The 22,023-nt window shown below is 66.8% G+C and carries 18 protein-coding genes and 1 pseudogene; 5 read left to right on the top strand and 14 right to left on the bottom strand.

What is annotated here, in order from left to right; translation table 11 throughout:
• Positions 1-6: 6 nt before the first annotated feature.
• The 3 genes from KY500_RS14390 to KY500_RS14400 all read right to left on the bottom strand — a co-directional run bounded on the left by KY500_RS14390 (position 7) and on the right by KY500_RS14400 (position 2,896).
• Positions 7-750, bottom strand: a complete 744-nt coding sequence (locus KY500_RS14390; protein WP_370626936.1) for an alpha/beta hydrolase — start codon at positions 748-750, stop codon at positions 7-9.
• Positions 747-2,363 (bottom strand): xylulokinase, encoded by a 1,617-nt coding sequence (locus tag KY500_RS14395; RefSeq protein WP_219901121.1) that lies wholly within the window; start codon positions 2,361-2,363, stop codon positions 747-749. Before KY500_RS14395 ends, KY500_RS14390 begins: the two co-directional genes overlap by 4 nt.
• 131 nt (positions 2,364-2,494) lie before the next feature.
• Entirely contained in the window at positions 2,495-2,896 is a 402-nt protein-coding gene (locus tag KY500_RS14400; RefSeq protein WP_255579947.1) for a MarR family winged helix-turn-helix transcriptional regulator, read from the bottom strand.
• A gap of 85 nt (positions 2,897-2,981) precedes the next feature.
• On the opposite strand from KY500_RS14400, the gene KY500_RS14405 reads away from it, so the two are divergent.
• The gene (locus KY500_RS14405) at positions 2,982-4,838 is read left to right on the top strand and encodes a chloride channel protein (protein ID WP_219901123.1); all 1,857 of its coding nucleotides are present in this window, start codon (positions 2,982-2,984) and stop codon (positions 4,836-4,838) included.
• Between the two features lie 44 nt (positions 4,839-4,882).
• Complete coding sequence (locus KY500_RS14410) at positions 4,883-7,396, top strand: plasma-membrane proton-efflux P-type ATPase (RefSeq protein ID WP_219901124.1); 2,514 nt, start codon at positions 4,883-4,885, stop codon at positions 7,394-7,396.
• Between the two features lie 119 nt (positions 7,397-7,515).
• On the opposite strand, the gene KY500_RS14415 is transcribed toward KY500_RS14410, so the two are convergent.
• Positions 7,516-8,172 (bottom strand): response regulator transcription factor, encoded by a 657-nt coding sequence (locus KY500_RS14415; RefSeq protein WP_219901125.1) that lies wholly within the window; start codon positions 8,170-8,172, stop codon positions 7,516-7,518.
• Positions 8,173-8,316: 144 nt separating this feature from the next.
• Between KY500_RS14415 and KY500_RS14420 the strand changes: the two genes are divergently transcribed.
• Entirely contained in the window at positions 8,317-8,595 is a 279-nt protein-coding gene (locus KY500_RS14420) for a GlsB/YeaQ/YmgE family stress response membrane protein (RefSeq protein WP_219901126.1), read from the top strand.
• A gap of 101 nt (positions 8,596-8,696) precedes the next feature.
• Positions 8,697-8,951, top strand: coding sequence for a zinc-ribbon domain-containing protein (locus KY500_RS14425; protein WP_219901127.1), 255 nt, complete (start codon positions 8,697-8,699; stop codon positions 8,949-8,951).
• Positions 8,952-8,985: 34 nt separating this feature from the next.
• Here the strand turns inward: KY500_RS14425 and KY500_RS14430 are convergent, their stop codons facing one another.
• The 10 genes and pseudogenes from KY500_RS14430 to KY500_RS14475 all read right to left on the bottom strand — a co-directional run bounded on the left by KY500_RS14430 (position 8,986) and on the right by KY500_RS14475 (position 20,188).
• Positions 8,986-9,396: a hypothetical protein gene (locus KY500_RS14430; RefSeq protein ID WP_219901128.1), complete on the bottom strand. Its 411-nt coding sequence runs from the start codon at positions 9,394-9,396 to the stop codon at positions 8,986-8,988.
• A 375-nt stretch (positions 9,397-9,771) separates the two neighbouring features.
• Positions 9,772-11,271 carry a CoA-acylating methylmalonate-semialdehyde dehydrogenase gene (locus tag KY500_RS14435; RefSeq protein WP_219901129.1) on the bottom strand — a complete coding sequence of 500 codons (1,500 nt, stop codon included), beginning with the start codon at positions 11,269-11,271 and terminating at the stop codon, positions 9,772-9,774.
• A gap of 29 nt (positions 11,272-11,300) precedes the next feature.
• Positions 11,301-12,644, bottom strand: coding sequence for an aspartate aminotransferase family protein (locus tag KY500_RS14440; protein ID WP_219903458.1), 1,344 nt, complete (start codon positions 12,642-12,644; stop codon positions 11,301-11,303).
• A 94-nt stretch (positions 12,645-12,738) separates the two neighbouring features.
• Complete coding sequence (locus KY500_RS14445) at positions 12,739-13,890, bottom strand: ABC transporter substrate-binding protein (protein ID WP_219901130.1); 1,152 nt, start codon at positions 13,888-13,890, stop codon at positions 12,739-12,741.
• Between the two features lie 187 nt (positions 13,891-14,077).
• Positions 14,078-14,908, bottom strand: coding sequence for an ABC transporter permease (locus KY500_RS14450; RefSeq protein ID WP_219901131.1), 831 nt, complete (start codon positions 14,906-14,908; stop codon positions 14,078-14,080).
• Positions 14,905-15,732 carry an ABC transporter ATP-binding protein gene (locus KY500_RS14455; protein WP_219901132.1) on the bottom strand — a complete coding sequence of 276 codons (828 nt, stop codon included), beginning with the start codon at positions 15,730-15,732 and terminating at the stop codon, positions 14,905-14,907. The genes KY500_RS14450 and KY500_RS14455 overlap by 4 nt, the downstream gene beginning before the upstream one ends.
• Entirely contained in the window at positions 15,729-16,673 is a 945-nt protein-coding gene (locus KY500_RS14460; protein ID WP_219901133.1) for an ABC transporter permease, read from the bottom strand. Before KY500_RS14460 ends, KY500_RS14455 begins: the two co-directional genes overlap by 4 nt.
• Complete coding sequence (locus KY500_RS14465) at positions 16,670-17,686, bottom strand: TIGR03842 family LLM class F420-dependent oxidoreductase (RefSeq protein ID WP_219901134.1); 1,017 nt, start codon at positions 17,684-17,686, stop codon at positions 16,670-16,672. Before KY500_RS14465 ends, KY500_RS14460 begins: the two co-directional genes overlap by 4 nt.
• Positions 17,687-17,694: 8 nt before the next feature.
• A complete protein-coding gene (gene hydA / locus KY500_RS14470; RefSeq protein WP_219901135.1) occupies positions 17,695-19,128 on the bottom strand; it encodes a dihydropyrimidinase in 1,434 nt (477 codons plus the stop codon).
• Between the two features lie 182 nt (positions 19,129-19,310).
• A pseudogene (locus tag KY500_RS14475) lies at positions 19,311-20,188 on the bottom strand (nitrilase-related carbon-nitrogen hydrolase).
• A gap of 236 nt (positions 20,189-20,424) precedes the next feature.
• Between KY500_RS14475 and KY500_RS14480 the strand changes: the two are divergent.
• Entirely contained in the window at positions 20,425-21,762 is a 1,338-nt protein-coding gene (locus tag KY500_RS14480; RefSeq protein ID WP_219901136.1) for a PLP-dependent aminotransferase family protein, read from the top strand.
• Positions 21,763-22,023: the final 261 nt, after the last annotated feature.

Below are 22,023 nucleotides of genomic sequence, written 5' to 3' on the forward strand. Positions count from 1 at the left end.
CAGCCGTCAGGGCCGCAGAAGCGCTTCCACCTGGTCGACGACCAGATCTGGGCGGGTGATGAACGGATGGTGGCCCGTCGGGATCTCGACGGAGCGGGTGGCGCGAGCCGCATGGAAGCGCTGCAACTCGACCGAGGTGCTGCGGTCCTGTCCGCAGACGAGGTACGTCGAGTCGATCCCCTCCCAGCCTGCAACGGTGGTCGGCGTCATGAACGCCCCGACGGCCTGCGCCGTCAGCCGCTGCCATGCCTGCTGCTGAATGTCGGCATCCGCGTCCTGCAGGAACCGGGCGCCGAAGGAGCTCACGTCGTAACCCGTCAGGCTCAGGGTGCCGTCGTCGTGGGCTCCGATCGACACCGGGTCGCTCTCGCCGCTCAGGATCGCGCCCTGGGACTGACCGACCTCGGGGAGATAGGAGGACACGTAGAGCAGGTGCGCGACAGCCGGATGCCGGCCTGCCTCGGCGATGACGGTGCCCCCGTAGGAGTGTCCGACCACGATCGCCTCGTCGACATCGTCGAGTTCACGTCGTAACGCGGCAGCATCGGCGATCAAGCCACCCGCGACCTGCTCCGGCGTGGTCTCGCCGCACGACGGCAGCGCCAGCGCGCGGCTGCGGATGCCGGTGCGTTCCCGGAGCAGGTCGGCGCTCTGCTGCCACCACCACTGGCCGTCGCTCACTAGAGCGCCGTGGACGAAAACAGTTCCATGTCTGTTCCTTTCCAGCGAATGGCGCAGAGGTGGGGTCAGAGCGTGTCGACGGCCGCCCGTTCGACGGCAAGGCCCGCGGCGTAGCGGTCGAGGTAGCTGGTGAAGCCCGCGACGTCGGCCGGGTCGGGGGCGACGGTGGCGAATTCCTGCCCGGCGAAGACCCTCTCACGCAGGTAACCGTCGAGGTCGAGTTCAACACCGGATGCCACGGCCGCCGTGTACGACGCCAGGACCGCGATGCCCCAGGCGCCGCCCTCTGACGCCGTCTCGGCGACGGAGACCGGGGCGTCCAGTGAGCCGGCGAGGAAGCGCTGCGCAACACCGGCCGTGCGGAACAACCCGCCGTGCGCGAACATCGCGTCGAGTTGGACGCCCTCCTGGGCGAGAACCCGCATGCCCAGGGCGAGCGTGCCGAACACGCCGTAGAGCTGGGCACGCATGAAATTGGCCAGGGTGAGCCGGCTGTCGGGGGTGCGCACGAAGAGCGGCCGCCCCTCGGTGAGGCCGGCGATGGGCTCACCGGCCAGGTGGTTGTAGGCCAGCAGTCCGCCGGCATCCGCGTCACCGAGGAGTGCCTCGCGGAACAGAGTGTCGAACACCGCGTCGTTGTCGACGGGGTTGCCGCCGGCCGTGGCGAAGCGACCGAACATTCCGGCCCAGGCGGCGAGCTCGCTCGCACCGTTGTTGCAATGCACCATGGCGACGAGGTCGCCGGCCGGGGTGGTGACCAGGTCGAGTTCGTGGTGCACCTGGGTGAGCGGGCGCTCGAGCACAACCATTGCGAAGATGCTGGTGCCGGCGCTGACGTTGCCGGTGCGCGGGGCCACTGAGCAGGTGGCCACCATGCCGGTGCCCGCATCGCCTTCGGGCGGGCAGAGCACGGCGCCCGGGCGCAGTGCACCCGTGGGGTCGAGGAGAGCCGCTCCCGCGGCGGTGAGCTCGCCGGCGGGCTTGCCGGCCACGAGCACCGTGGGCAGCAACCCGGCCAGGTTGAGCTCGGGGGCGGACTCGGCGACCAGAGAGTCGTAGCGGGCGAGGAGTTCGGCGTCGTAGTCGCCGGTGGCGGAGTCGATGGGGAACATGCCCGACGCGTCGCCGACACCGAGGACCTTGCGGCCGGTGAGACGCCAGTGCACGTAGCCGGCGAGCGTCGTGATGAAGTCGAGCTGCGGCACGTGGGGCTCGTGGTCGACGACGGCCTGGTGCAGGTGGGCGATCGACCAGCGCAGCGGGATGTTCACGCCGAACAGCTCGGTCAGCTCGGCCGCAGCGGGGCCGGTGGTGGTGTTGCGCCAGGTGCGGAACGGCACCAGCTGGTCGCCGGCGGCGTCGAACGCGAGGTAGCCGTGCATCATCGCCGAGACGCCGATCGCGCCGTAACCCTCGGGCCGGATGCCGAACTTCTCATCGATGTCGGCGATGAGCGCGGCGTGGGCTGCCTGAATGCCGGACCACACGTCGTCCAGCGAGTAGGTCCAAACCCGGTCGACGAACTTGTTCTCCCACTCGTGGCTGCCGACGGCAAGGACCTCGGACAGGTCCTCGCCGATCAGGCAGGCCTTGATGCGGGTCGACCCCAGCTCGATTCCCAGCGACGTTCGTCCGCTGAGGATGGAGTTGCGGGCGGACTCATGTGCATCATTGCTCGTCATACCTCGATTATGGCGGTGATTAACCGGCCACACTGCACCGCGGTCTGGAGACGGACCGATCGGCTCGAGCTGCGGGCCCATCGGTCGAGGTGACGCCGGATCGTGTCACCACGACGGCATGCCCTCGTGCGTCACAAGCCGAGAGTCAGCAGGTCGGATGGCGAGGTCTCGCCCGCCGCGGCCGCGAACACTTCCAGTCCGCGCTTCACCGCGTCCCGATCGTCACCGGTGAGGGACGAGAGGATCGTGTCGATGCTCTGCCTGCGACGATCGGTGACGTCATCGACGAGCACCTGGCCCGCGGGCGTGAGACCGATCAGCACTTCACGTCGACTGTGCGGGCTCGGCAGTCGCTCCACCCAGCCGCCGGCAACCATCCGGTCGATGGAGCGGCTGAACGTGGAGGGAATCACACCCATCTTTTCGGCCAAAGTACTCATGCGGGTGGTCCCCGCTGTGCTCAGGACGACCAGAACGCGGAACTGCGGGAGGGTAACGACCTCCAATGCCGCCACAACGGAGCGAGCCACCACGCCCAACAGGGCACGGGAGGCGTTGAGTGTTGCCTCGCTGGCAGCAGAAGTTTGTGTATCCACCGGTCATTACCCAATCCGCACAGTGCTAACGTTTTATTGCAGACATGCAACAGTTGCATTTGCGCACAATAAGTCTATATATCGGAGGAGCCAGATGGCCCAGCTCGGTCTGAGCCTGAAACGGCGTCCGTCCCGGGGACTCCAACTTATCCGAACCTCGTTCGATCGGCTGTTGACCGGCACGGGACGGCTGCTGTTCATGGCCGTCGTCGTCGGAGCCGGCGTGGGGCTGGCTGCGGTCGCGTTTCGCTGGCTGGTGGCCACCGCGACCGTGATCTTCACCGGCACAGCCGATTATTCGGCGACCGAGGGGCATCCGGCGCACCCATGGCTGCCCTGGTTGGGTGGCGCTTTCGTGATTTTTGCGCCTGCTATCGGTGGGCTGCTATACGGGCCTCTGGTCAGCAAGTTCGCCCCAGAGGCGCGCGGACACGGCGTTCCAGAGGTCATGTACGCGGTGACCAAACGGGGAGGACGCATCCCGGGCAAGGTGGCGATCGTCAAGTCGCTCGCGTCGGCGATAACCATCGGCTCTGGCGGGTCCGTCGGCAGGGAGGGGCCGATCGTCCAAATCGGCTCAGCGCTGGGATCCACCCTGGGCCGGGCCGTGCGGTTGCCCGAATCGCAGTTGCGAACGCTGGTGGCCTGTGGTGCGGCTGGGGCTATCGCCGCCACCTTCAACGCCCCCATCGCCGGTGTCTTCTTCGCACTCGAGCTTCTGCTGCGCGATTTTGCAGCGAAGTCGTTCGGCGTTGTGGTGTTGTCCTCGGTCACCGCGTCGATCGTCGGCCGGTCAATCCTGGGGGATCATCCCTTCCTCACCCTGCCCGCTTTCAGTATCGTCAATCCGTCTCAGTTCGCGCTCTTCGCCGTGCTCGGCCTCGCGGCGGGCTTAGTTGGCGTCGGATTCATGAAGACGCTCTACGCGGTCGAAGACGCCTGCGACTGGGCCTGGCGGGGTCGGCCGGAGTGGCTGCGCCCGGTAGTGGGTGGGTTGTTTCTCGGCCTGCTGCTCTTCGCCCTTCCGCAGATGTATGGGGTGGGGTATCCGGTCCTTGAGCGCGGTGTGCAGGGTGGCTATGCACTCGGCTTCGTCGTGCTCTTGCTCGTGGGAAAGGTCCTCGCCACGAGCCTGACCATCGGCATCGGAGGATCCGGCGGCGTCTTCGCGCCGTCACTCTTCATCGGAGCAATGCTGGGGGCCGCGTTCGGCGACATCGCCGGCACCCTCTTTCCCATCTTCGCGGGCCAGACCGGCACCTTCGCACTCGTGGGTATGGGAGCCGTGTTCGCGGGTGCGACCAGGGCCCCGATCACCGCCGCCATCATTCTGTTCGAACTGACCGGCGAGTACACCATCATCCTTCCGTTGCTCCTCGCGATCGTGATCGCTACAGGGGTATCCCGAATGCTCAGCACAGACACCATTTACACTCTGAAGCTGCGCCGCCGCGGCGTGAGCGTCGACGGTGCGCCCGGCGGGATGCTGCTGCATTCGACTCTCGTGCGCGAAGTGATGAGGGATGCACCCCCCGCCATCAGCTCGCGACTCAGTCCGGCCGAGGGGGCACAAATCATGCTCGGAGCCGGGCGGCGGGCCATGCCCGTTCTCCATCAGAACGGTGAGTTCATCGGCGTCGTCACCGTTACGGCCATCTCCGATTCGCTCGGCAATGATGACGACAGCAACGAGCTCACTCTCAGCGCTCTTGTCGAAATGCCCGGTATCGCGGACCCCGACGCCACCCTGGACAGCGTTCTGGACCCGGTCCTGGCCGCAAGCGAGAGCGACGGCCTGCCGGTGGTCGATTCGACGGGAATGCTGACGGGCTGGCTCACCCCCGAAGCCGTACTCCGAACGGTGACGGCCCGGTCATGACCGCCACCGGACCCACTGACACCCCTCACGACGACCCAAGTCTCTTGCGGCCATCCACTACCGCCCAGCCGGCGGGCTCGGGGGGAGCGGATAAGCTGCGCTCCCTGCCCCTCAAGAAGGTGCAGGCCATACTTCGTTCCGGTCCCGACGGTATCGGCCAGGCCGAGGCTGACACCCGGCTCAACCACTATGGTCCGAACGAAATCGAAGAGAAGACCACCAACCAGTTCCTCAAGCTTCTCGGCTACCTGTGGGGTCCGATCCCCTGGATGATCGAGGCGGCAGTCATCCTCTCCGCCGTGCTCGGCCACTGGCCGGACTTCGCCATCATCCTGGTACTGCTACTGGCTAACGCCGCCGTCGGGTTCACCGAGGAACGCCAGGCCGGCAACGCGGTCGCAGCACTGAAGGCGCAGCTGGCGATCACCGCCACCGTCAGACGTGACGGGACGTGGGCCAGTCACCCTAGCCGGGACCTCGTTCCAGGCGACGTCATCAGGCTGCGGCTGGGCGATGTGGTGCCGGCCGACGCGCGGCTGTTACCCGGCGGCCCGGCCGAGGTCGACCAGTCCGCCCTCACCGGCGAATCCCTCCCGGCGACACTGAACCCCGGTGACGCCGCCTATTCAGGTTCGATCGTGCGCCGGGGCGAGGTGGACGCGCTGGTCTATGCCACGGGCTCAGCCACGTTCTTCGGCGCCACGGCTCACCTGGTGCAGGAGAATGCCAGCACCAGCCACTTCCAGCGGGCCGTTCTGCGGATCGGCAACTTCTTGATCGTGCTGGCCGCCGCACTGGTTTCCATCATCGTGGTCGTCGCTACGATCAGGGGCGACCCGTTCCTGACCACCGTTGAGTTCGCCCTCGTGCTATTGGTCGCGGCCATCCCCGTTGCGATGCCCACAGTGCTGTCGGTCACCATGGCAGTCGGGGCCCGGTTGCTGGCCAAGAAACAGGCCATCGTCACCCGGCTCTCGGCGATCGAAGAACTGGCTGGCGTGGACATCCTGTGCACAGACAAGACCGGCACCCTCACCATGAACGAGCTCACCCTGGGCGACCCGTTCACGGTCGAGGGGGTAACCGCTGCCGACGTGGTGTTGAGCGCAGCTCTGGCCTCGAGGGCGGAAGACCAGGACACCATCGACCTGGCCGTGCTCGGTGCAGTGAGCGATGACCAGCGCCTGGCCGACTACCGAATCAGCGATTTCCATCCATTCGACCCCGTTGGCAAGCGTACGGAAGCTGCCGTCATGGCCCCGACGGGCGCGACCTACTCGGTCACGAAGGGGGCGCCGCAGATCGTCCTCGAGCTGTGCGCGAACGGAGAATCCGTCACCACGGAGGTCGATGCGGCGGTCCGTCAGTTCGCCGAACGCGGCTTCCGCGCACTCGGAGTGGCACGCACAGACGCCGCCGGAAAGTGGCACTTCCAGGGCGTGCTGCCGCTCTTCGACCCTCCGAGGGACGACGCCAAGCACATGATCAGCACGGCCGTAGACATGGGTGTCGCGGTGAAGATGGTCACCGGCGACCAACTCGCCATTGCCCAGGAGACCGCCGAGAAGCTTGGAATGGGACGCAATATTCTCGACGCAGGCGGCCTCGGCGACTCCACTCACCAGGAGACATCCGAGGCCACCGCCTCGATCGAGGCGGCGGACGGGTTCGCCCAGGTCTTTCCCGAGCACAAGTTCCACATCGTAGACATTCTGCAGACCAGCGGGCACATCGTCGGCATGACGGGCGACGGCGTCAACGACGCTCCCGCGTTGAAGAAGGCCGACTGCGGTATCGCGGTCTCCGGTGCCACCGATGCCGCCCGTGCGGCCGCTGACATCGTGCTCACCACACCGGGTCTGTCGGTGATCATCGACGCCATCACCGAAAGCCGGCGCATCTTCGAGCGGATGACCAGCTACGCCATTTATCGCATCGCCGAGACGCTGCGGGTGCTCTTGTTCATGACCGCGGCCATCCTGATCTTCAATTTCTACCCGTTGACCCCGATCATGATCGTCATTCTCGCGCTGCTGAACGACGCGGCCATCCTGTCAATCGCCTACGACAGAGTCCACTTCGAGAAGACCCCGCAGGTCTGGGACATGCGCCGGGTCCTCGGCATCGCGACAGTGCTCGGTGTGGTCGGACCGATCGCGGCGTTCGGGCTGTTCTACCTGGGCCAGAACGTTTTCGGCCTGGGCCGGCCCGAGCTGCAGACGATGATGTACCTGCTCTTGTCTGTGGCCGGACACCTGACGATCTTTCTCACCCGCACCCGCGGGCCGTTCTGGTCGGAGAAGCCGGCCAGAGTGCTCGTGATCGCCGTCGTCGGAACTCAGGCGCTCGCTACCTCCTTGGCCCTGTTCGGTATCTTCATGACGGCGCTGAGCTGGCAGTGGGTGCTGTTCGTGTGGGGGTACGCCCTCGTGTGGGCGCTGATCAACGACCGCATAAAGCTGGTCGCCTACAGTGTCATCGATCGAACCCACCAACGCCGCGGCCGCTCCGGTCCGAATCGCCCAAGCCTCAGCACGGCACCGCCCACGGACAGCTAGGACGTGCGGCCTTCTCCTCGGAAGGGCGACGAGCTGCTTGAGACCTCAGTGACTCGCCGTGGTCGCGGCACAGGAACACGGACAGGTTCGTGAGTCTCATGCTTGCGGGTGCGAGGGGGTCAGGGGCCGCCGAGCCAGCTATCGATGCGATGGTGGTCGGGCTTGAAGCCGTGGCTCACTCCCCAGAGCACGGCCTGGGTGCGGCTGGCCACCCCGATCTTGCCGTATACGCTGCGAATGTAGGACTTCACGGTGTTCGGGCTCAGGTAGGTGAGTTCAGCCACCTCGGCGTTGCTCTTGCCCTGGGTGATCAGCGCGAGGATCTCCGACTCCCGGTCGGTGATGCCCTCGTGTCGCCCCGGCCAATCGAGCCCCGGTGCACTGCCCGCGCGTTTCGGCGGGTCGCTCACCACGATCTCGCCCGCGTGCACCGATTCGAGGGCCGCGACAAGGTCGCGGGCGGGCAGGGTCTTGGAGAGATACCCTCTGACTCCCTGCCCGAGCGCCTCCGCGATCAATGAGGGTTGGAAGTTCCACGTGTAGACGACGACGCGTCCGGCCCGGGGATTCTTCACGAGCGCCTCGAGCTCGGAATGATCGGACTCGGGCTGGGCGAACGAGTCGTAGAGCACGATGTCTGTTCTGTCGTGCAGACCCGTGTTCGCGTCGATCTCGGCCACGAGCACGCGATCCCGGTAATGGTCGAACATATGCGCCAGGCCCGTCAGCACGATGTCGTAGTCATCAACGAGGGCGACAGTCAGTGGCGGGGACATACTGCAACGCTACCGTCGGAGACCTTTCGGAAGTTACACCCCTAGGGGTGTGCCGGGACCTCCGTCAGGGTGGTTTGCTCGTTGTCGGCCGGTAATCGCCGGCCATCTCGAAGCTCAGTTGTCACCAACAGGAAGGAGACCACAATGCTTGGTCTCATCATCAGCCTCATTGTCGTCGGTATCATCGCCGGCGCCGTCGCCCGCCTTGTCGTGCCCGGCCGGCAGAACATCAGCATCCCGATGACCATCGTTCTCGGCATCATCGGGTCGTTCGTGGGTGGATTCCTCGGGTTCCTGATCTTCCAGCACGACCCGATGGACGGATTCTTCCAGCCGGCCGGCATCATCGGCTCCATCATCGGGGCGATCATCGTGCTCTTGATCTACATCCGCGTCAGCGGCCGTTCCAGCGCACGCCGCTAATCGGACTCCCGGTGACCGCCACGCGGCTGGTCACCGGGGCCCCCTCGGCACATTCCCTCTCCAGAATGAGCCTCCAGAGTGAACAGTGAAAGACTCAAACCATGTTTCTTCTTTTCGGCTCCCGCACGTCCGAGGCCGTGATCAATATCGTCTCGTTCGTGTGCGGCTACTGCCACACCATGGCCGAGCAACACGTGGTGAAGCGTTCCACGAGAGTCACTCTCTTCTTCATCCCGCTGCTTCCTCTGTCGACGAAGCACGTGAACGTCTGCGCCCGCTGCGGCGGCAGCACGTCTCTCAGCACCGCACAGGTGCGGCACTCCCTCGAGTGGGCGCAGGCAAACCGAAGGCTCTAGCCCGCGCGCCCCGTTGGGGCCTTCGTCGGCTCCGTTACGACACGGCCTTGACCAGCAGGTCAACGAGTCGTTTCTGATCCGTGGAGCCGAGCTTGGTGACGGCAAACGACGTCGGCCAGAGATCACCGTCGTCGAGGCTCGCGTCTGGCTGAAAGCCGATGGTGGCGTAGCGCACCTTGAACTTGGCGGCGCTCTGGAAGAAAACCACGACTTTGCCGTCAGCGTTCGCGTACGCCGGCATGCCGTACCAGGTCTTGGCACCCAGGTCGGTGTTCTCCTTGACCAGGCGGTGCAGGATCTCGGCCAGTTCCCTGTCGGTGCCGGACATCTCCTTGATCGCCGTGAGGCACACGGCCTCGAGGTCGGCGCCCAGTTTCGCGGCCTTGGCTTCCGCCGCCGCCGCCCGCATCGCGGCCTTTTCCTCTGCGCTGAAGGCTGTGCTCATAGTCTGTTCCTCACTGGTCCCGGATGAGTCTCTGGCCACCAGAGTAGGAGGAACCCGTGCGATGCGCTTCTCGGATCCTGCTCGGCTCGCGGGGATCCAGGCTCAGGGCCCGCCGAGCCAGCTGACGATCCGGTGGTGGTCGGGCGTGAATTTGAGCGATGAGCGCGGGCTGGAAGATCCAGGTGCACACAACAACCCGGCCGGCGCGGGTTTTCCGCACGAGAGGGGTCGGTTCCGAGACCGGCCGCCTGGCCGGCCACCGGGACCAACGCTCACGGCACGCGATAATGCTCGCAGCGTGAGATAGTGAGCGCTTTTTCGCACGCCGCGAGCATTTTCCTCCGCCGCAAGCACTAACGCACGCTGCGAGCGGCGTCAGGTGTTCTGCGGGAAGCCCAGGTTGATGCCGCCGTGGCTGGGGTCCAGCCAGCGGGCGGTCACGGCCTTCTCCCGAGTGTAGAAGCTGATGCCGGCGGGGCCGTAGGCCTTGGCGTCACCGAAGAGGGAGTCCTTCCAGCCGCCGAACGAGTGGTATGCCACCGGCACCGGGATCGGCACGTTGATGCCGACCATGCCCACCTGCACCTCGTGCTGGAACCTGCGGGCGGCCCCGCCGTCGTTGGTGAAGATCGCGGTGCCGTTGCCATACTTGCTGGCGTTGATGATCGCCACACCGTCGGTGTAGCTGGCCACCCGGAGCACACTCAGCACCGGGCCGAAAATCTCGTCCTGATAGACGGCCGAGTCCACGCTCACTTTGTCGAACAGGGTGGGCCCCAGCCAGAATCCGGATGCGTCGCCGTCCACCTCGATACCGCGGCCGTCGATCACGACCTCCGCGCCATCCGCGTGGGCGATGTCGATGTAGCCGGCCACCTTGTCGCGGTGTGCCTCGGTGATCAGCGGGCCCATGTCGCAGCCGCGCATGCCGTCGCCGACCGTGAGGCCCTTCACGCGCTCGGCGATCTTGGCGATGAGATCGTCGGCGACGGGTTCCACAGCCACGATCACACTGATGGCCATACAGCGCTCCCCCGCCGAACCGAAGCCGGCGTTGACCGCGGCATCGGCGGCCAGGTCGAGGTCGGCATCCGGCAGCACCAGCATGTGGTTCTTGGCACCGCCGAGGGCTTGCACCCGCTTGCCGTGGTGCGCGGCGGTCTCGTAGATGTACTTGGCGATGGGCGTGGAGCCGACGAAGGAGATCGCCTGCACGTCGGGGTTGACCAGCAGCGCGTCCACGGCTTCCTTGTCGCCGTGCACGACGTTGAAGACGCCGTCGGGCAGGCCGGCCTCGGTGAGCAGCGCGGCGAGCCAGTTAGCGGCGGACGGGTCCTTCTCGCTGGGCTTGAGCACAACCGTGTTGCCGGCGGCGATGGCGATGGGGAAGAACCAGAGCGGCACCATGGCGGGAAAGTTGAACGGGCTGATGATGCCGACCACGCCGAGCGGCTGCCGCAGCGTGTAGACGTCGACGCCGGTGGAGACGTTCTCGGAGAAGTCGCCCTTGACCAGGTGTGGCAGGCCGAGCGCGAACTCGACGACCTCGAGGCCGCGGGCGATCTCGCCGAGGGCGTCGGAGGTGACCTTGCCGTGTTCGTTGGTGAGGATGTCGGCGAGCTCGCCCTTGCGGGCGTTGAGCAGCTCGCGGAAGGTGAACATGACGCCCTGACGTTTGGCGATCGAGGCGTCCCGCCAGGCGGGGTAGGCGGCCTGGGCCGAGGCGACAACGGTGTCGACGTCGGCGGCGGAGGCCAGGGATACGAGGCGCTGCACTCTGCCGGTGGCCGGGTTGTAGACGGGGGCGGTGCGGGTGGATGCTCCGGTGCCTGGAGCGCCGTCGATCCAGTGGGTGAGGACGGGAAGGTCGTTCATGTCATCCGATTCTGTTGAGGTGGACGGGGTCAGAGGAGGTCGAGGGAGAGCACCTCGTCGTAGATGGCGAGTGCCTCGGCGACCTCGTCGTCGGTGACGACACAGGGCGGCACCACGTGGATACGGTTGTCCTGCACGAAGGGCAGCAGGTTGCGGGCCAGCAGCTCGGTCTTGATGCGGGCCATCACGGCCGGCGCCACGGGCGCCCGGGTCTCCCGGTCGGACACGAGCTCGATCGCCCAGAAGACGCCCTCGCCGCGCACCTCCCCGATGATCGGGTGTTTCTCCGCCAACGCCGTGAGGCCGGGGCCGAGCACGTCGGCGCCGATCCGGGCGGCGTTCTCCACGATGCCCTCGTCCGCCATGGCATCCAGCGCCGCCACGATCGAGGCCATCGCCAGCGGATGCCCGCTGTAGGTGAGTCCGCCGGGGAACACCGTCGTGTCGAAGTCGGCGGCGATGGCATCCGAGATGATCACGCCGCCCACCGGCACGTAGCCGGAGTTGACACCCTTGGCGAAGGTGATCAGGTCGGGCACCACGCCGGAGCCCTCGAATGCGAACCAGCGTCCGGTGCGGCCGAAGCCGACCATGACCTCGTCGAGGATCAGCAGGATGCCGTATTTGTCGCACAGCGCCCGCACACCGGCCAGGTAGCCGGGCGGCGGCATCAGTACCCCGGCGGTGCCGGGGATCGACTCGAGCAGTACGGCCGCGATCGACGTGGCGCCCTCGCTCTGGATGACCCGTTCGAGGTGCTGCAGTGCCCGCTCGCACTCGCGCTCGGGGGTGCGCGCCCAGAACTCGCTGCGGTAGAGATAGGGGCCGAAGAAGTGCACGTGACCCCGGGCGAACTCGTTGGGGATGCGCCGCCAGTCACCGGTGGCGACGATGGCCGCGCCGGTGTTGCCGTGGTACGAGCGGTAGGTGGAGAGAACGGTGTCGCGGCCGGTGTGCAGGCGGGCCATCCGGATGGCGTTCTCGTTGGCATCCGCACCGCCATTGGTGAAGAAGACCTTGTTGAAGCCGTCGGGTGCGCGGTCGACGATGCGTTTGGCGGCCTCGCCACGGGCCAGGTTAGCCGTGGACGGGGCGATGGTGGTGAGCAGTTGCGCTTGCGCGATGATGCCCTTGATCACGGCCGGATGCTGGTGGCCGATGTTGACGTTGACCAGCTGACTGGAGAAGTCGAGGTAGGTGCGACCCTCGTGGTCCCAGACCCGGCAGCCGAGACCGCCGGCGATCACGAGGGGCTTCAGCGCCCCCTGAGCCGACCAGGAGTGGAAGACGTGGGCCTTGTCGAGCTGAGTGGTGAGGTCGTTGAGTCCGAGCTCGGTGTCGGTGGATGTGCCGGTGTCGGTGGTGCTGTCGATGTCGGTCACGATGCTTGTTCCTTCGCTTCTGCCCCGCACAGGCGGGGCGGTGGTGACCGGGCGGCGGGTGTGCCGCCGCCCGGTCGGGGTTGTTCTACTCGCCGCCCTCCTTCAGGGTGACGTCGGTCGGAGTCCAGTCGGCGCCCATGACGTCGACCCCGTCCGCGGTGAGTTCATCCAGGGCCTTTTGCACGTACTCGTTGGAGTATGCGCTTTCGGGCGGGTCTGTGGTGATGATGGTGGCACCGGTTTCGTTCTTCGTGTTCATGGCGATGTCGACCGTGTTGGCCCAGGCGGCCTCGTCGATCAGGCCGACGCCGTTGGTGGACGGGAAGATCAGCTTGCTGACCTCGTTGGTCATCCAGAGCTGGTGTCCGGCGGGCAGAGCAGAACCGGCGTCGGCCACGATGGTCGCGGCATCCTCCGGGTTCTGGGCGGCGTAGATCCAGCCCTTGATGGAGGCCTTGATGAACTTCACCGTCTGGTCGGCGTAGGCCTCGTCGTCGGCGAGCTTGTCGGTGTTGGCCCAGATCGCGTCCTGGAGCATCGCGGTGCCTTCTTTGTTCCAGTCGATGACGTTGAGGTCCTCGGGCTGGTAAAGCTCGCCGGTGTCGGGGTTGATGGTCTCGAGCACCTGCGCGTATTCGTTGTAGGTCATGGCCTGGGCCGCGTCGATGTCGCCGGCCAGGAACGCGTTCATGTCGAAGGCCTGCTGCACGAGGCTGATGTCGCCCACCTCGACGCCGTCCTTCTGCATGCCGGCGAAGAGCTCCCACTCGTTGCCGTAGCCCCAGCTGCCGACGTTCTTGCCCGTGAGGTCGGCCGGGCTGGTGATGTTCTTGTCCTTGAACGAGATCTGGGTGGTGGCGCTGCGCTCGAAGATCTGCGCGACGTCGGTGATGTTGGCGCCCTGCTCGATCGAGCCGAGCACCTTGGGTACCCAGGAGATGGCGTAGTCCACGTCGCCGGAGGCGAGGACGTCCTGCGGCACGATATCGGCGCCGCCCTCCTCGATGGTGACGTCGAGACCTTCGTCTTCGTAGTAGCCCTGGTCGACGGCGGCGTAATAGCCGGCGAACTGGGCCTGGGCTACCCACTGCAACTGCAGGGTGACGGGGGTCAGCTCGCCGCCTGTGGAGTCGTCGGGCGAGGCGGTGTCGTTGGAGGCGCTGCATCCGGTGAGGACGAGTGCGCTGGCCGCGGCGACGGCGCCGGCCGTCGTAAGCCATCGAGTGCTGTGTTTCATGGGTTCCTCCTGAGTAGTACTGCTGCGGGGTGCTGCTGCGGGGGGTCATGCTGCAAGGCGGGTAACGGATGGTGCGGGTGCTGCCGGTTCTGCTGTGTGGGTACTGCGGGTTAGGTGCTGCGGTGGGTGTTGCGGGGTGACCGACCTGGTGCGTCGGACGAGTGGGGGGGGCCTGGGCGGGTGGGGCTCAGGCGGTGGGGGCGCGGCGGCTGACCAGTTTCTCCAGGCCGAGCGCCGCGCAGTAGAAGAGGAGGCCGAGGATGATGGAGCCGAGAACGTACGCCCAGGCCAGCCCGTAATTGGAGCTGGAGGCGGCCGAGGTGATCGACTTGCCCAAGCCCCCGACGGGTCCGCCGAAGTACTCGGCGATCAGCGCCGAGATCACGGCGAGCGATGACGCTATGCGCAGGCCCGTGAACACGAACGGCACGGCCGTGGGCAGGGTCACCGTCTTGGTGGCCTGCCAGCTCGACGCGGCGTAGGAGCGCATCAGGTCCCGGTGCACCGGACGCACCATGCGCAGGCCCTTGAGGGTGTTGAAGTACACCGGCACGAACACGGCCAGGGCGGCCACGAGCTGCCGGGCGGTCTCGGCGTTGGCGCCGAACATCGTGTAGAGCACGGGCGCCAGCGCCACGATGGGCACCACCGCGAAGGCCGCCACGACGGGCGCGGCCATCTCGTCAAACAGCCGCACGAGGGCCGAGAGGATGGCCAGCAGCACGCCGACGATCGCGCCGAGCACCAGGCCGATCAGGGCGTTGCGGCCCGTGACGACCATGCCATTCAGCACGTTCTGCAGGTTGGCGCTGAACTGCTCGCCGATCGCGAACGGACCCGGCAGGATGAACGGCTTGATCGCCAGAACGGTGACGGCGCCCTGCCAGAACAGGATCGCGACGAGGCCGAGGAGAACCGGCGGCAGCACCGTGCGGGACAGGCCGGAACGCGCCGCACCCGACCGGGCCGGCTCGGCCGACACCGGTGCCGCCGGGCGCACGCCCGCCGGGGCGCTCATCGGGTCTCGACCCCGCGCGCCCCGGTGGGGGTGGCGCCGTGCAGGAGCTCCCGCACCTGGCTGACCGAGTGGAAGAAGTCCTCGTCTTCCCGCAGGTTCTCGCCGCGGTCGCTCATGCGGCCGAGGTTGACGCTGAGCACGTCGCGGATGCGGCCGGGCCTCGGCGACATCACCACCACCCGGTTGGAGAGGAACACCGCCTCGGGGATGGAGTGGGTGACGAAGACCACGGCGGCGCTGGTCTCGGCGCAGATGCGCACGAGCTCGTTCTGCATGCGCTCCCGGGTCATCTCGTCGAGGGCGCCGAACGGTTCGTCCATCAGCAGCAGGCTCGGGCTCTCGGCCAGCGACCGGGCGATCGCCACCCGCTGCTGCATGCCGCCGGAGAGCTGGTCGGGGTAGTGCCCGGCGAAGTCACTCAGGCCCACGAGCTCGATCAGCTCGGCGGCGCGGTCGCGGCGTGCGGCCTTGCCGGTGCCGTGCAGTTCGAGGGGCAGTTCGATGTTGCCGGTCACCGTGCGCCAGGGCAAGAGGCCGGCCTGCTGGAACGCGATGCCGTAGTCCTGGTCGATGCGGGCCTGCCTGGCGCTCTTGCCGAACACCTCGATCGACCCTGTCGTGGGAGTGTCGAGGTCGGCGATCAGCCGCAGCAGGGTGCTTTTGCCGCAGCCGGACGGGCCGATCAGCGACACGAATTCGCCGGGAGCGACAGAAAGGCTCACCGCATCCAGGGCCGTGACGGATGCGCCCTTGCGGCCGGCGAAGACGCGACTGACCCCCTTCACCTCGACGGCATGCTGTACCGGTAGTGCTGCCGTGGTCATGCGGCCACCTCTCCCCTGCGGAATCGACGTAGGAACAGTGAGATCAGGCCGACGAAGCCGGCGGCCACGAGACCCACCAGCACCGACCCGAAGATGGGGGCCCAGGGCTTGCCCGGGTCGCTGCCGGCGGCGCCGGCGTATTCGACGATGAGCCGGCCGATGCCGCCGCGGAGACCTATGGACACCTCGGCGACGACGCTGCCGATCACGGCGCTGGCCGCCGCGAGGCGGAGGGCGGGCAGCAGGTAGCCCACGCTCGCCGGCAACCGCAGCCGCCAGAGCGTCTTCCACCAGCCCACCGCGTAGCAGTGCATGAGGTCCACGTGGTTGGCGTCGGGTGAGCCGAGGCCCTTGAGCGCGCCGATCGAGACGGGGAAGAAGGCGAGGTAGGAGGCGATCAGCGCCACCGACATCCAGTTCTCCCAGCTGAACGAGCCGAATTCGATCTGCGCGCCCCAGCGCCGCACGAGCGGTGCAAGGGCAATCAGCGGCACCGTCTGGCTGAGGATGATCCAGGGCAGGATGGCCGATTCGGCCAGTCTGAAGCGCTGCATGAGCAGCGCGAGCGCGAGGCCCACCGTGACGCCGACGAGCCAGCCGACCGCGGCGATGCCGAGCGTGAACAGGGCGGCTTCGAGCACGGCCTGCCACATCGGCACCGCGCTGGACGAGCCGGTGACGGGCTCGAGGATGCGTTCGAGCATCACCCAGAGGTGCGGCATGGCCATTTCGCTGGCCCGCGGCAGCACGGTGAGACCGCCGACGATCACGCCGTCGGCGGGGGCGAGAAAGACGTACAGTTCCCAGAGCAGCGCGAGGGCGAGCACACCGAGCGCGCCCACCAGGATGCGCCGCGGCATCCCCTGGCCTAACCAGGACCGGCCGCGCGCCGCAGTGGACGCCCTCGCCGGGGCGGTGCTGACGGTGCCGGCCTGGGTCATGCCTTGGCCGTGATGTGGTCGGCGAGGGCGGGGATCACGGTCTCGCCGTAGACCCGCAGGGTCTCCTCTTTGTTGTCGTGCTGCAGGTAGCCGGCGAACTGGTCGACGCCGAGTTCCTTGAGCGCCGTGAGCTTGGCGATATGGGCCTCGGCGGGGCCGAGCAAGCAGAACCTGTCGACGATCTCGTCGGGCACGAAGTCGGTGTGGGTGTTGCCGGCCCGGCCGTGCTCGTTGTAGTCGTAGCCCTCGCGGCCCTTGATGTAGTCGGTGAGGGCCTTGGGCACGGCACTGTCGGAGCCGTATTTGGCGACGATGTCGGCGACGTGGTTGCCCACCATGCCGCCGAACCAGCGGTTCTGGTCGCGCATGTGCTGCCAGTCGTCGCCCATGTGCATGGGCGCCGCGACGCAGAACTTGATCGCCTCGGGGTCGCGGCCCGCGTTGGCGGCGGCGGTGCGCACGGTCTTGATCATCCACTCGGCCACGTCGAGGTCGGCCATCTGCAGGATGAAGCCGTCACCGACCTCGCCGGTGAGCTTGAGCGCGAGCGGGCCGTAGGCGGCCACCCAGACGTCGAGAGTGGAGCCCTGGCTCCAGGGGAACTGCAGGGTGGCACCGTTGTACTCGACCGCTCTGGAGTTGGCGAGTTCGCGGATGACGTGGATCGATTCCCGCAGGGTCTTCAGCGTGCTGGGCCGACCGTTGGTGACCCGCACCGCGGAGTCGCCGCGGCCGATACCGCAGATGGTGCGGTTGCCGTACATCTCGTTGAGGGTGGCGTAGGTGGAGGCCGTGACCGTCCAGTCCCTGGTGGCCGGGTTGGTGACCATCGGACCCACGATCACCTTGCGGGTCTCGGCAAGGATCTTGCTGTAGATCACATAGGGTTCCTGCCAGAGCAGGTGCGAGTCGAAGGTCCACACGTGGCTGAAGCCGTGGTTCTCGGCCAACACGGCCAGCTGCACGGTGCGCGCCGAGGGCGGGTTGGTCTGGAGTACTGCGCCGAAGTCCATGGTGTTCCCTAGATCAGGTACTGGCTGAGACCGCGTTTGATGTACTTGCCATCACCCTTGGCGCCGAGGTACTGGTTGTTGTCGATGACGACCTTGCCGCGGGAGAGGACGGTGTCGACGTGGCCGTCGATCTCGTAGCCCTCCCAGGCGGAGTAATCCATGTTCATGTGATGGGTCTTGCCCACTCCTATCGAGGTGTGCCCGTTCGGGTCGTAGATCACCACGTCGCCGTCGGCTCCGGGCTGGATGACGCCCTTCTGGCCGTACATGCCGAACATGCGTGCGGGAGTGGTGGAGGTGACCTCCACCCAGCGTTCGAGGGAGATCTGCTTGTCGACCACGCCCTGGTACAGGAGATCCATGCGATGTTCGACCGAGCCGATGCCGTTGGGAATCTTGGAGAAGTCCGTCAGCCCCATGTCTTTCTGCCCCTTCATGCAGAACGGGCAGTGATCGGTGGAGACCATCTGGATGTCGTTGGTGCGCAGGCTCTGCCACATGTGGTGCTGGTGGCCCTCGGCCTTGGACCGGAGCGGCGTGCTGCACACCCACTTCGCCCCCTCGAAGGTGCCCCACTCGTCGCTTTCGGCACCGAGCTGGTCTTCGAGCGAGAGGTAGAGGTACTGCGGGCAGGTCTCGCCGAACACGTTCTGGCCGCGGTCGCGGGCGATGGCGATCTGCTCCACTGCTTGTTTGGCTGACACGTGCACCACGTAGAGCGGCGCCCCGGTGAGGTTGGCGAGCATGATGGCCCGGTGGGTGGCCTCTTCCTCGGCCTGCCACGGCCGGGTCAGGCCGTGAAAGTAGGGCGTGGTGTTGCCGGCCGCGACGGCCTGCTGCACGAGCAGATCGATGACGCTGCCGTTCTCGGCGTGCATCATGATCATGCTGCCGTTGCTGGATGCCTTCTGCATGGCCTTGACGATCTGGCCGTCGTCGGAGAGGAACACACCCTTGTAGGCCATGAAGAGCTTGAAGCTGGAGACACCCTCGTTGACGAGCTCGTCCATGGCCACGAGGGAGGAGTCCTGCACGTCGGAGAGGATCTGATGGAAGCCGTAGTCGATGGCGCACTCGCCGCGGGCCTTCTCCTGCCAGAGATGGTACTGGTCGAGCACGTTCTCACCGGCGTACTGCACCACGAAGTCGACGATGCTCGTGGTTCCACCCCACGCGGCGGCCCGGGTGCCGGTCTCGAAGGTGTCGCTGGCCTCGGTGCCACCGAACGGCATCTGCATGTGGGTGTGCGCGTCGATACCGCCGGGGATCACATACTTTCCGCCGGCATCGATCACGGTGTCGACGTTCCGCTCGATGTCGAAGCCGAGCAGGGTGGAGCCGGGGGCGAGCACCGCGGCGATGGTGTCGCCGTCGATCAGCACATCCGCTCGGGCCGTGCCCGTGGAATTGACCACGGTGCCGTTCTTGATCAGGGTCTTCATGACGTTCTCCTGTTCGGTATTGCGTCGCTACTTCGTCTGCGGTCGTCACCACGTCGCTGGTCGAGCTTGTCCAGACCTCGTGAGCCGTCTTCGGTACGTAGGCCGGGTCGCGGGGTCTACTTCGACAAGCTCAGTACGACGTCGCCAAGCTCGACCAGCGGGACGTGCGTCGCTGAGATTCCTTACGGCTTGGGGATCGAGGTGTAGGACTCCGGGCGGCGGTCACGGTAGAACTGCCAGTTGTTGCGCACCTGACGGATCATGCCGAGGTCGAGGTCGCGGATCACGACCTCCTCGTCGACGCCGCTGCCGAGCTCTCCCACGTAGTTGCCCTGCGGGTCGACGAACTGGCTGGTGCCGTAGAACGTCACCGCGTCCTCGCCGTACTCGTTGTCCTCCGGCCCACCCGGTTGGGCGCGGCCACGAAGTAGCCGTTCGCGGCCGCGGCAGCCGGCTGCTCGATCTCCCAGAGCCGGTTCGACAGGCCCGGCTTGGTGGCGTTGGGGTTGAAGACGATCTGCGCGCCGTTGAGGCCCAGTTCACGCCAGCCCTCTGGAAAGTGCCGGTCGTAGCAGATGTAGACGCCGATCGGACCGACGGCCGTGTTGAAGACGGGGTAGCCGAGGTTGCCGGGGCGGAAGTAGAACTTCTCCCAGAACTTGTCGAGGTGGGGGATGTGGTGCTTGCGGTACTTGCCGAGGATGGTGCCATCGGCATCCACCACGACCGCGGTGTTGTAGTACACACCGGGCTGCTCTTCTTCGTAGATGGGGAGAACCATGACCAGGTTCAGTTCCTTGGCCAGCTTGGCGAAGCGCTGCACGATGGGGCCGTCGGCGGGCTCGGCGTAGTCGTAATACTTGGCGTCTTCGGTGATACCGAAGTAGGGCCCGTAGAACAGCTCCTGGAAGCAGATGACCTGGGCGCCGTCGGCGGCCGCATCGCGGGCGAACTTCTCGTGCTTGTCGAGCATCGAGTCGATATCCCCCGTCCACGTGGTCTGGGTGATCGCCGCTCGCACGATGTTGGATGTGCCGAGTCTGGATGGGTCGGTGCTCATACTCTTGCCTCCACTGGGTCTCACACGGTGGGAACCTCGTCAGCAGGAGAGCAAGACATCGCTTTATGGGCGAGCCATACGGGGAAGAGCCTGTCGAGATCGAGCCACATTACGGTGTCCGGTTTTGTTATTATTCGACGTAAACATTTCTGTTCTGTTTCTTCATATGACGCATGCGTAAATCATCCTGTCGTTCGGGCATGCTTTTGGCAAGCATTCGGGCTAGGAAGGACACCATGCAGCTCTACCTCGACGAGATCGAACAGGCCACTCCGGCCGGTATCGCCGCCGCGCTGGGCCGCCTGATCAGTTCCGGCCGGCTCGCCCCCGGTGAGCGCCTGCCCACGGTGCGCGACCTCGCCGGACTCCTGGGCGTGAGCCCGGCCACGGTGAGCCATGCCTGGCAGGCGCTGTCGTCGGCAGGCCTGATCGTCTCGCGGGGCCGCAGCGGCACGTTCGTGCGGGAGCCGTCCCGGCACTGGCTGCCCGCCCGCACCCAGACGCTGGCCGGGCACCTGAGCGACGCCCGGATCGACCTCTCGCGGGGCACCCCGGACCCGCTCCTGTTGCCGGCGCTCGGGCCGGCCCTCTCCAGGGTCTCCCAGCGGGCCATGACCCCCAGCTACCAGGCACTCCCGGTGATTCCCGAGCTGCTCACCGTACTCACGGGCTCGTGGCCCTACCCGGCCGAGGCGATCACGGTGGTCGACGGTGCACTCGACGCCATCTCCCGCAGCCTCGAGCTGGTCGCCAGATTCGGCGACCGGGTCATCGTCGAGGACCCCGGCTTTCCGCCGTTCTTCGACCTGCTCGACCAGATGGGCATCGAGCGGCTGCCCGTGGCCGTGGACGCGGAGGGCATCGTGCCGGACGCCTTCCAGGCAGCGCTCGCGCTGTCGCCGGCCGCCGTGATCCTGCAGCCCCGGGCGCACAACCCCACCGGCGCCTCGATGTCGGCCGACCGCGCCGCCGAGCTCGCCCGGCTGCTGGGCGCCAGCCCCCGGGCCGCGCACACGGTGGTGATCGAGGACGACCACTCCGGAGCCATCAGCACCTCCCCGGATGTGTCACTCGGCCGTTGGCTGCCCGAACGGGTGCTGCACGTGCGCAGCTACTCCAAATCACACGGGCCCGACCTGCGCATCGCCGCCCTCGGCGGACCGGCGGCGCTCGTGGACCGCATCGTGGCCCGGCGCATGCTCGGACCCGGCTGGACCAGCCGGATGCTGCAGACCATCCTGCACGAGCTGCTCACCGACGGCGCGAGCATGGCGCAGGTCAACGAGGCCCGGCACGTGTACTTCGCCCGCCAGAAGGCGCTGGCAGATGCCCTCACCGGGTTCGGCCTGCCCCTGGCCCGCGCCGACGGCATCAACGCGTGGGTGCCAGTGGCCGACGAGCGCGACGCCATCGTGCGGTTGGCGGCCTCTGGCATCCGGGTGGCCGGCGGCATCCCATTTCTCGCATCGGAGCGACCGGAGTCGTTCATCCGGGTGACGGCCGGGGCGCTGCCCGACGACGTGCTGCCGGTGGCCCGGGCGATCGCGGCCGCGGCAGGGGTCCTTGCGCCCTGAGAGCTCCACCTGGGAACCTGCGCGGTGCGCTGATCAAGCCCGTCGAGATCCTGACAAGGGTTTTGTCAGCCGCGCCGGAACTGCCCGCATGACGACAGGCGAATCACCCCGTCAGGGGCGCTCAACCAACGAGGCGGCGATCACGCACGCAAGGCGATAAGCCGAGCCTGTCCTTCATGGCGCGGCCCTCTGGCGATGCCTAGCATTGCACTCATAGCGGCGCCGGTGTGGGAATCGGTCCAGTCGCACCCCTTCAGGCAG

This window comes from Cryobacterium sp. PAMC25264 (assembly GCF_019443325.1).
GTDB lineage: Bacteria > Actinomycetota > Actinomycetes > Actinomycetales > Microbacteriaceae > Cryobacterium.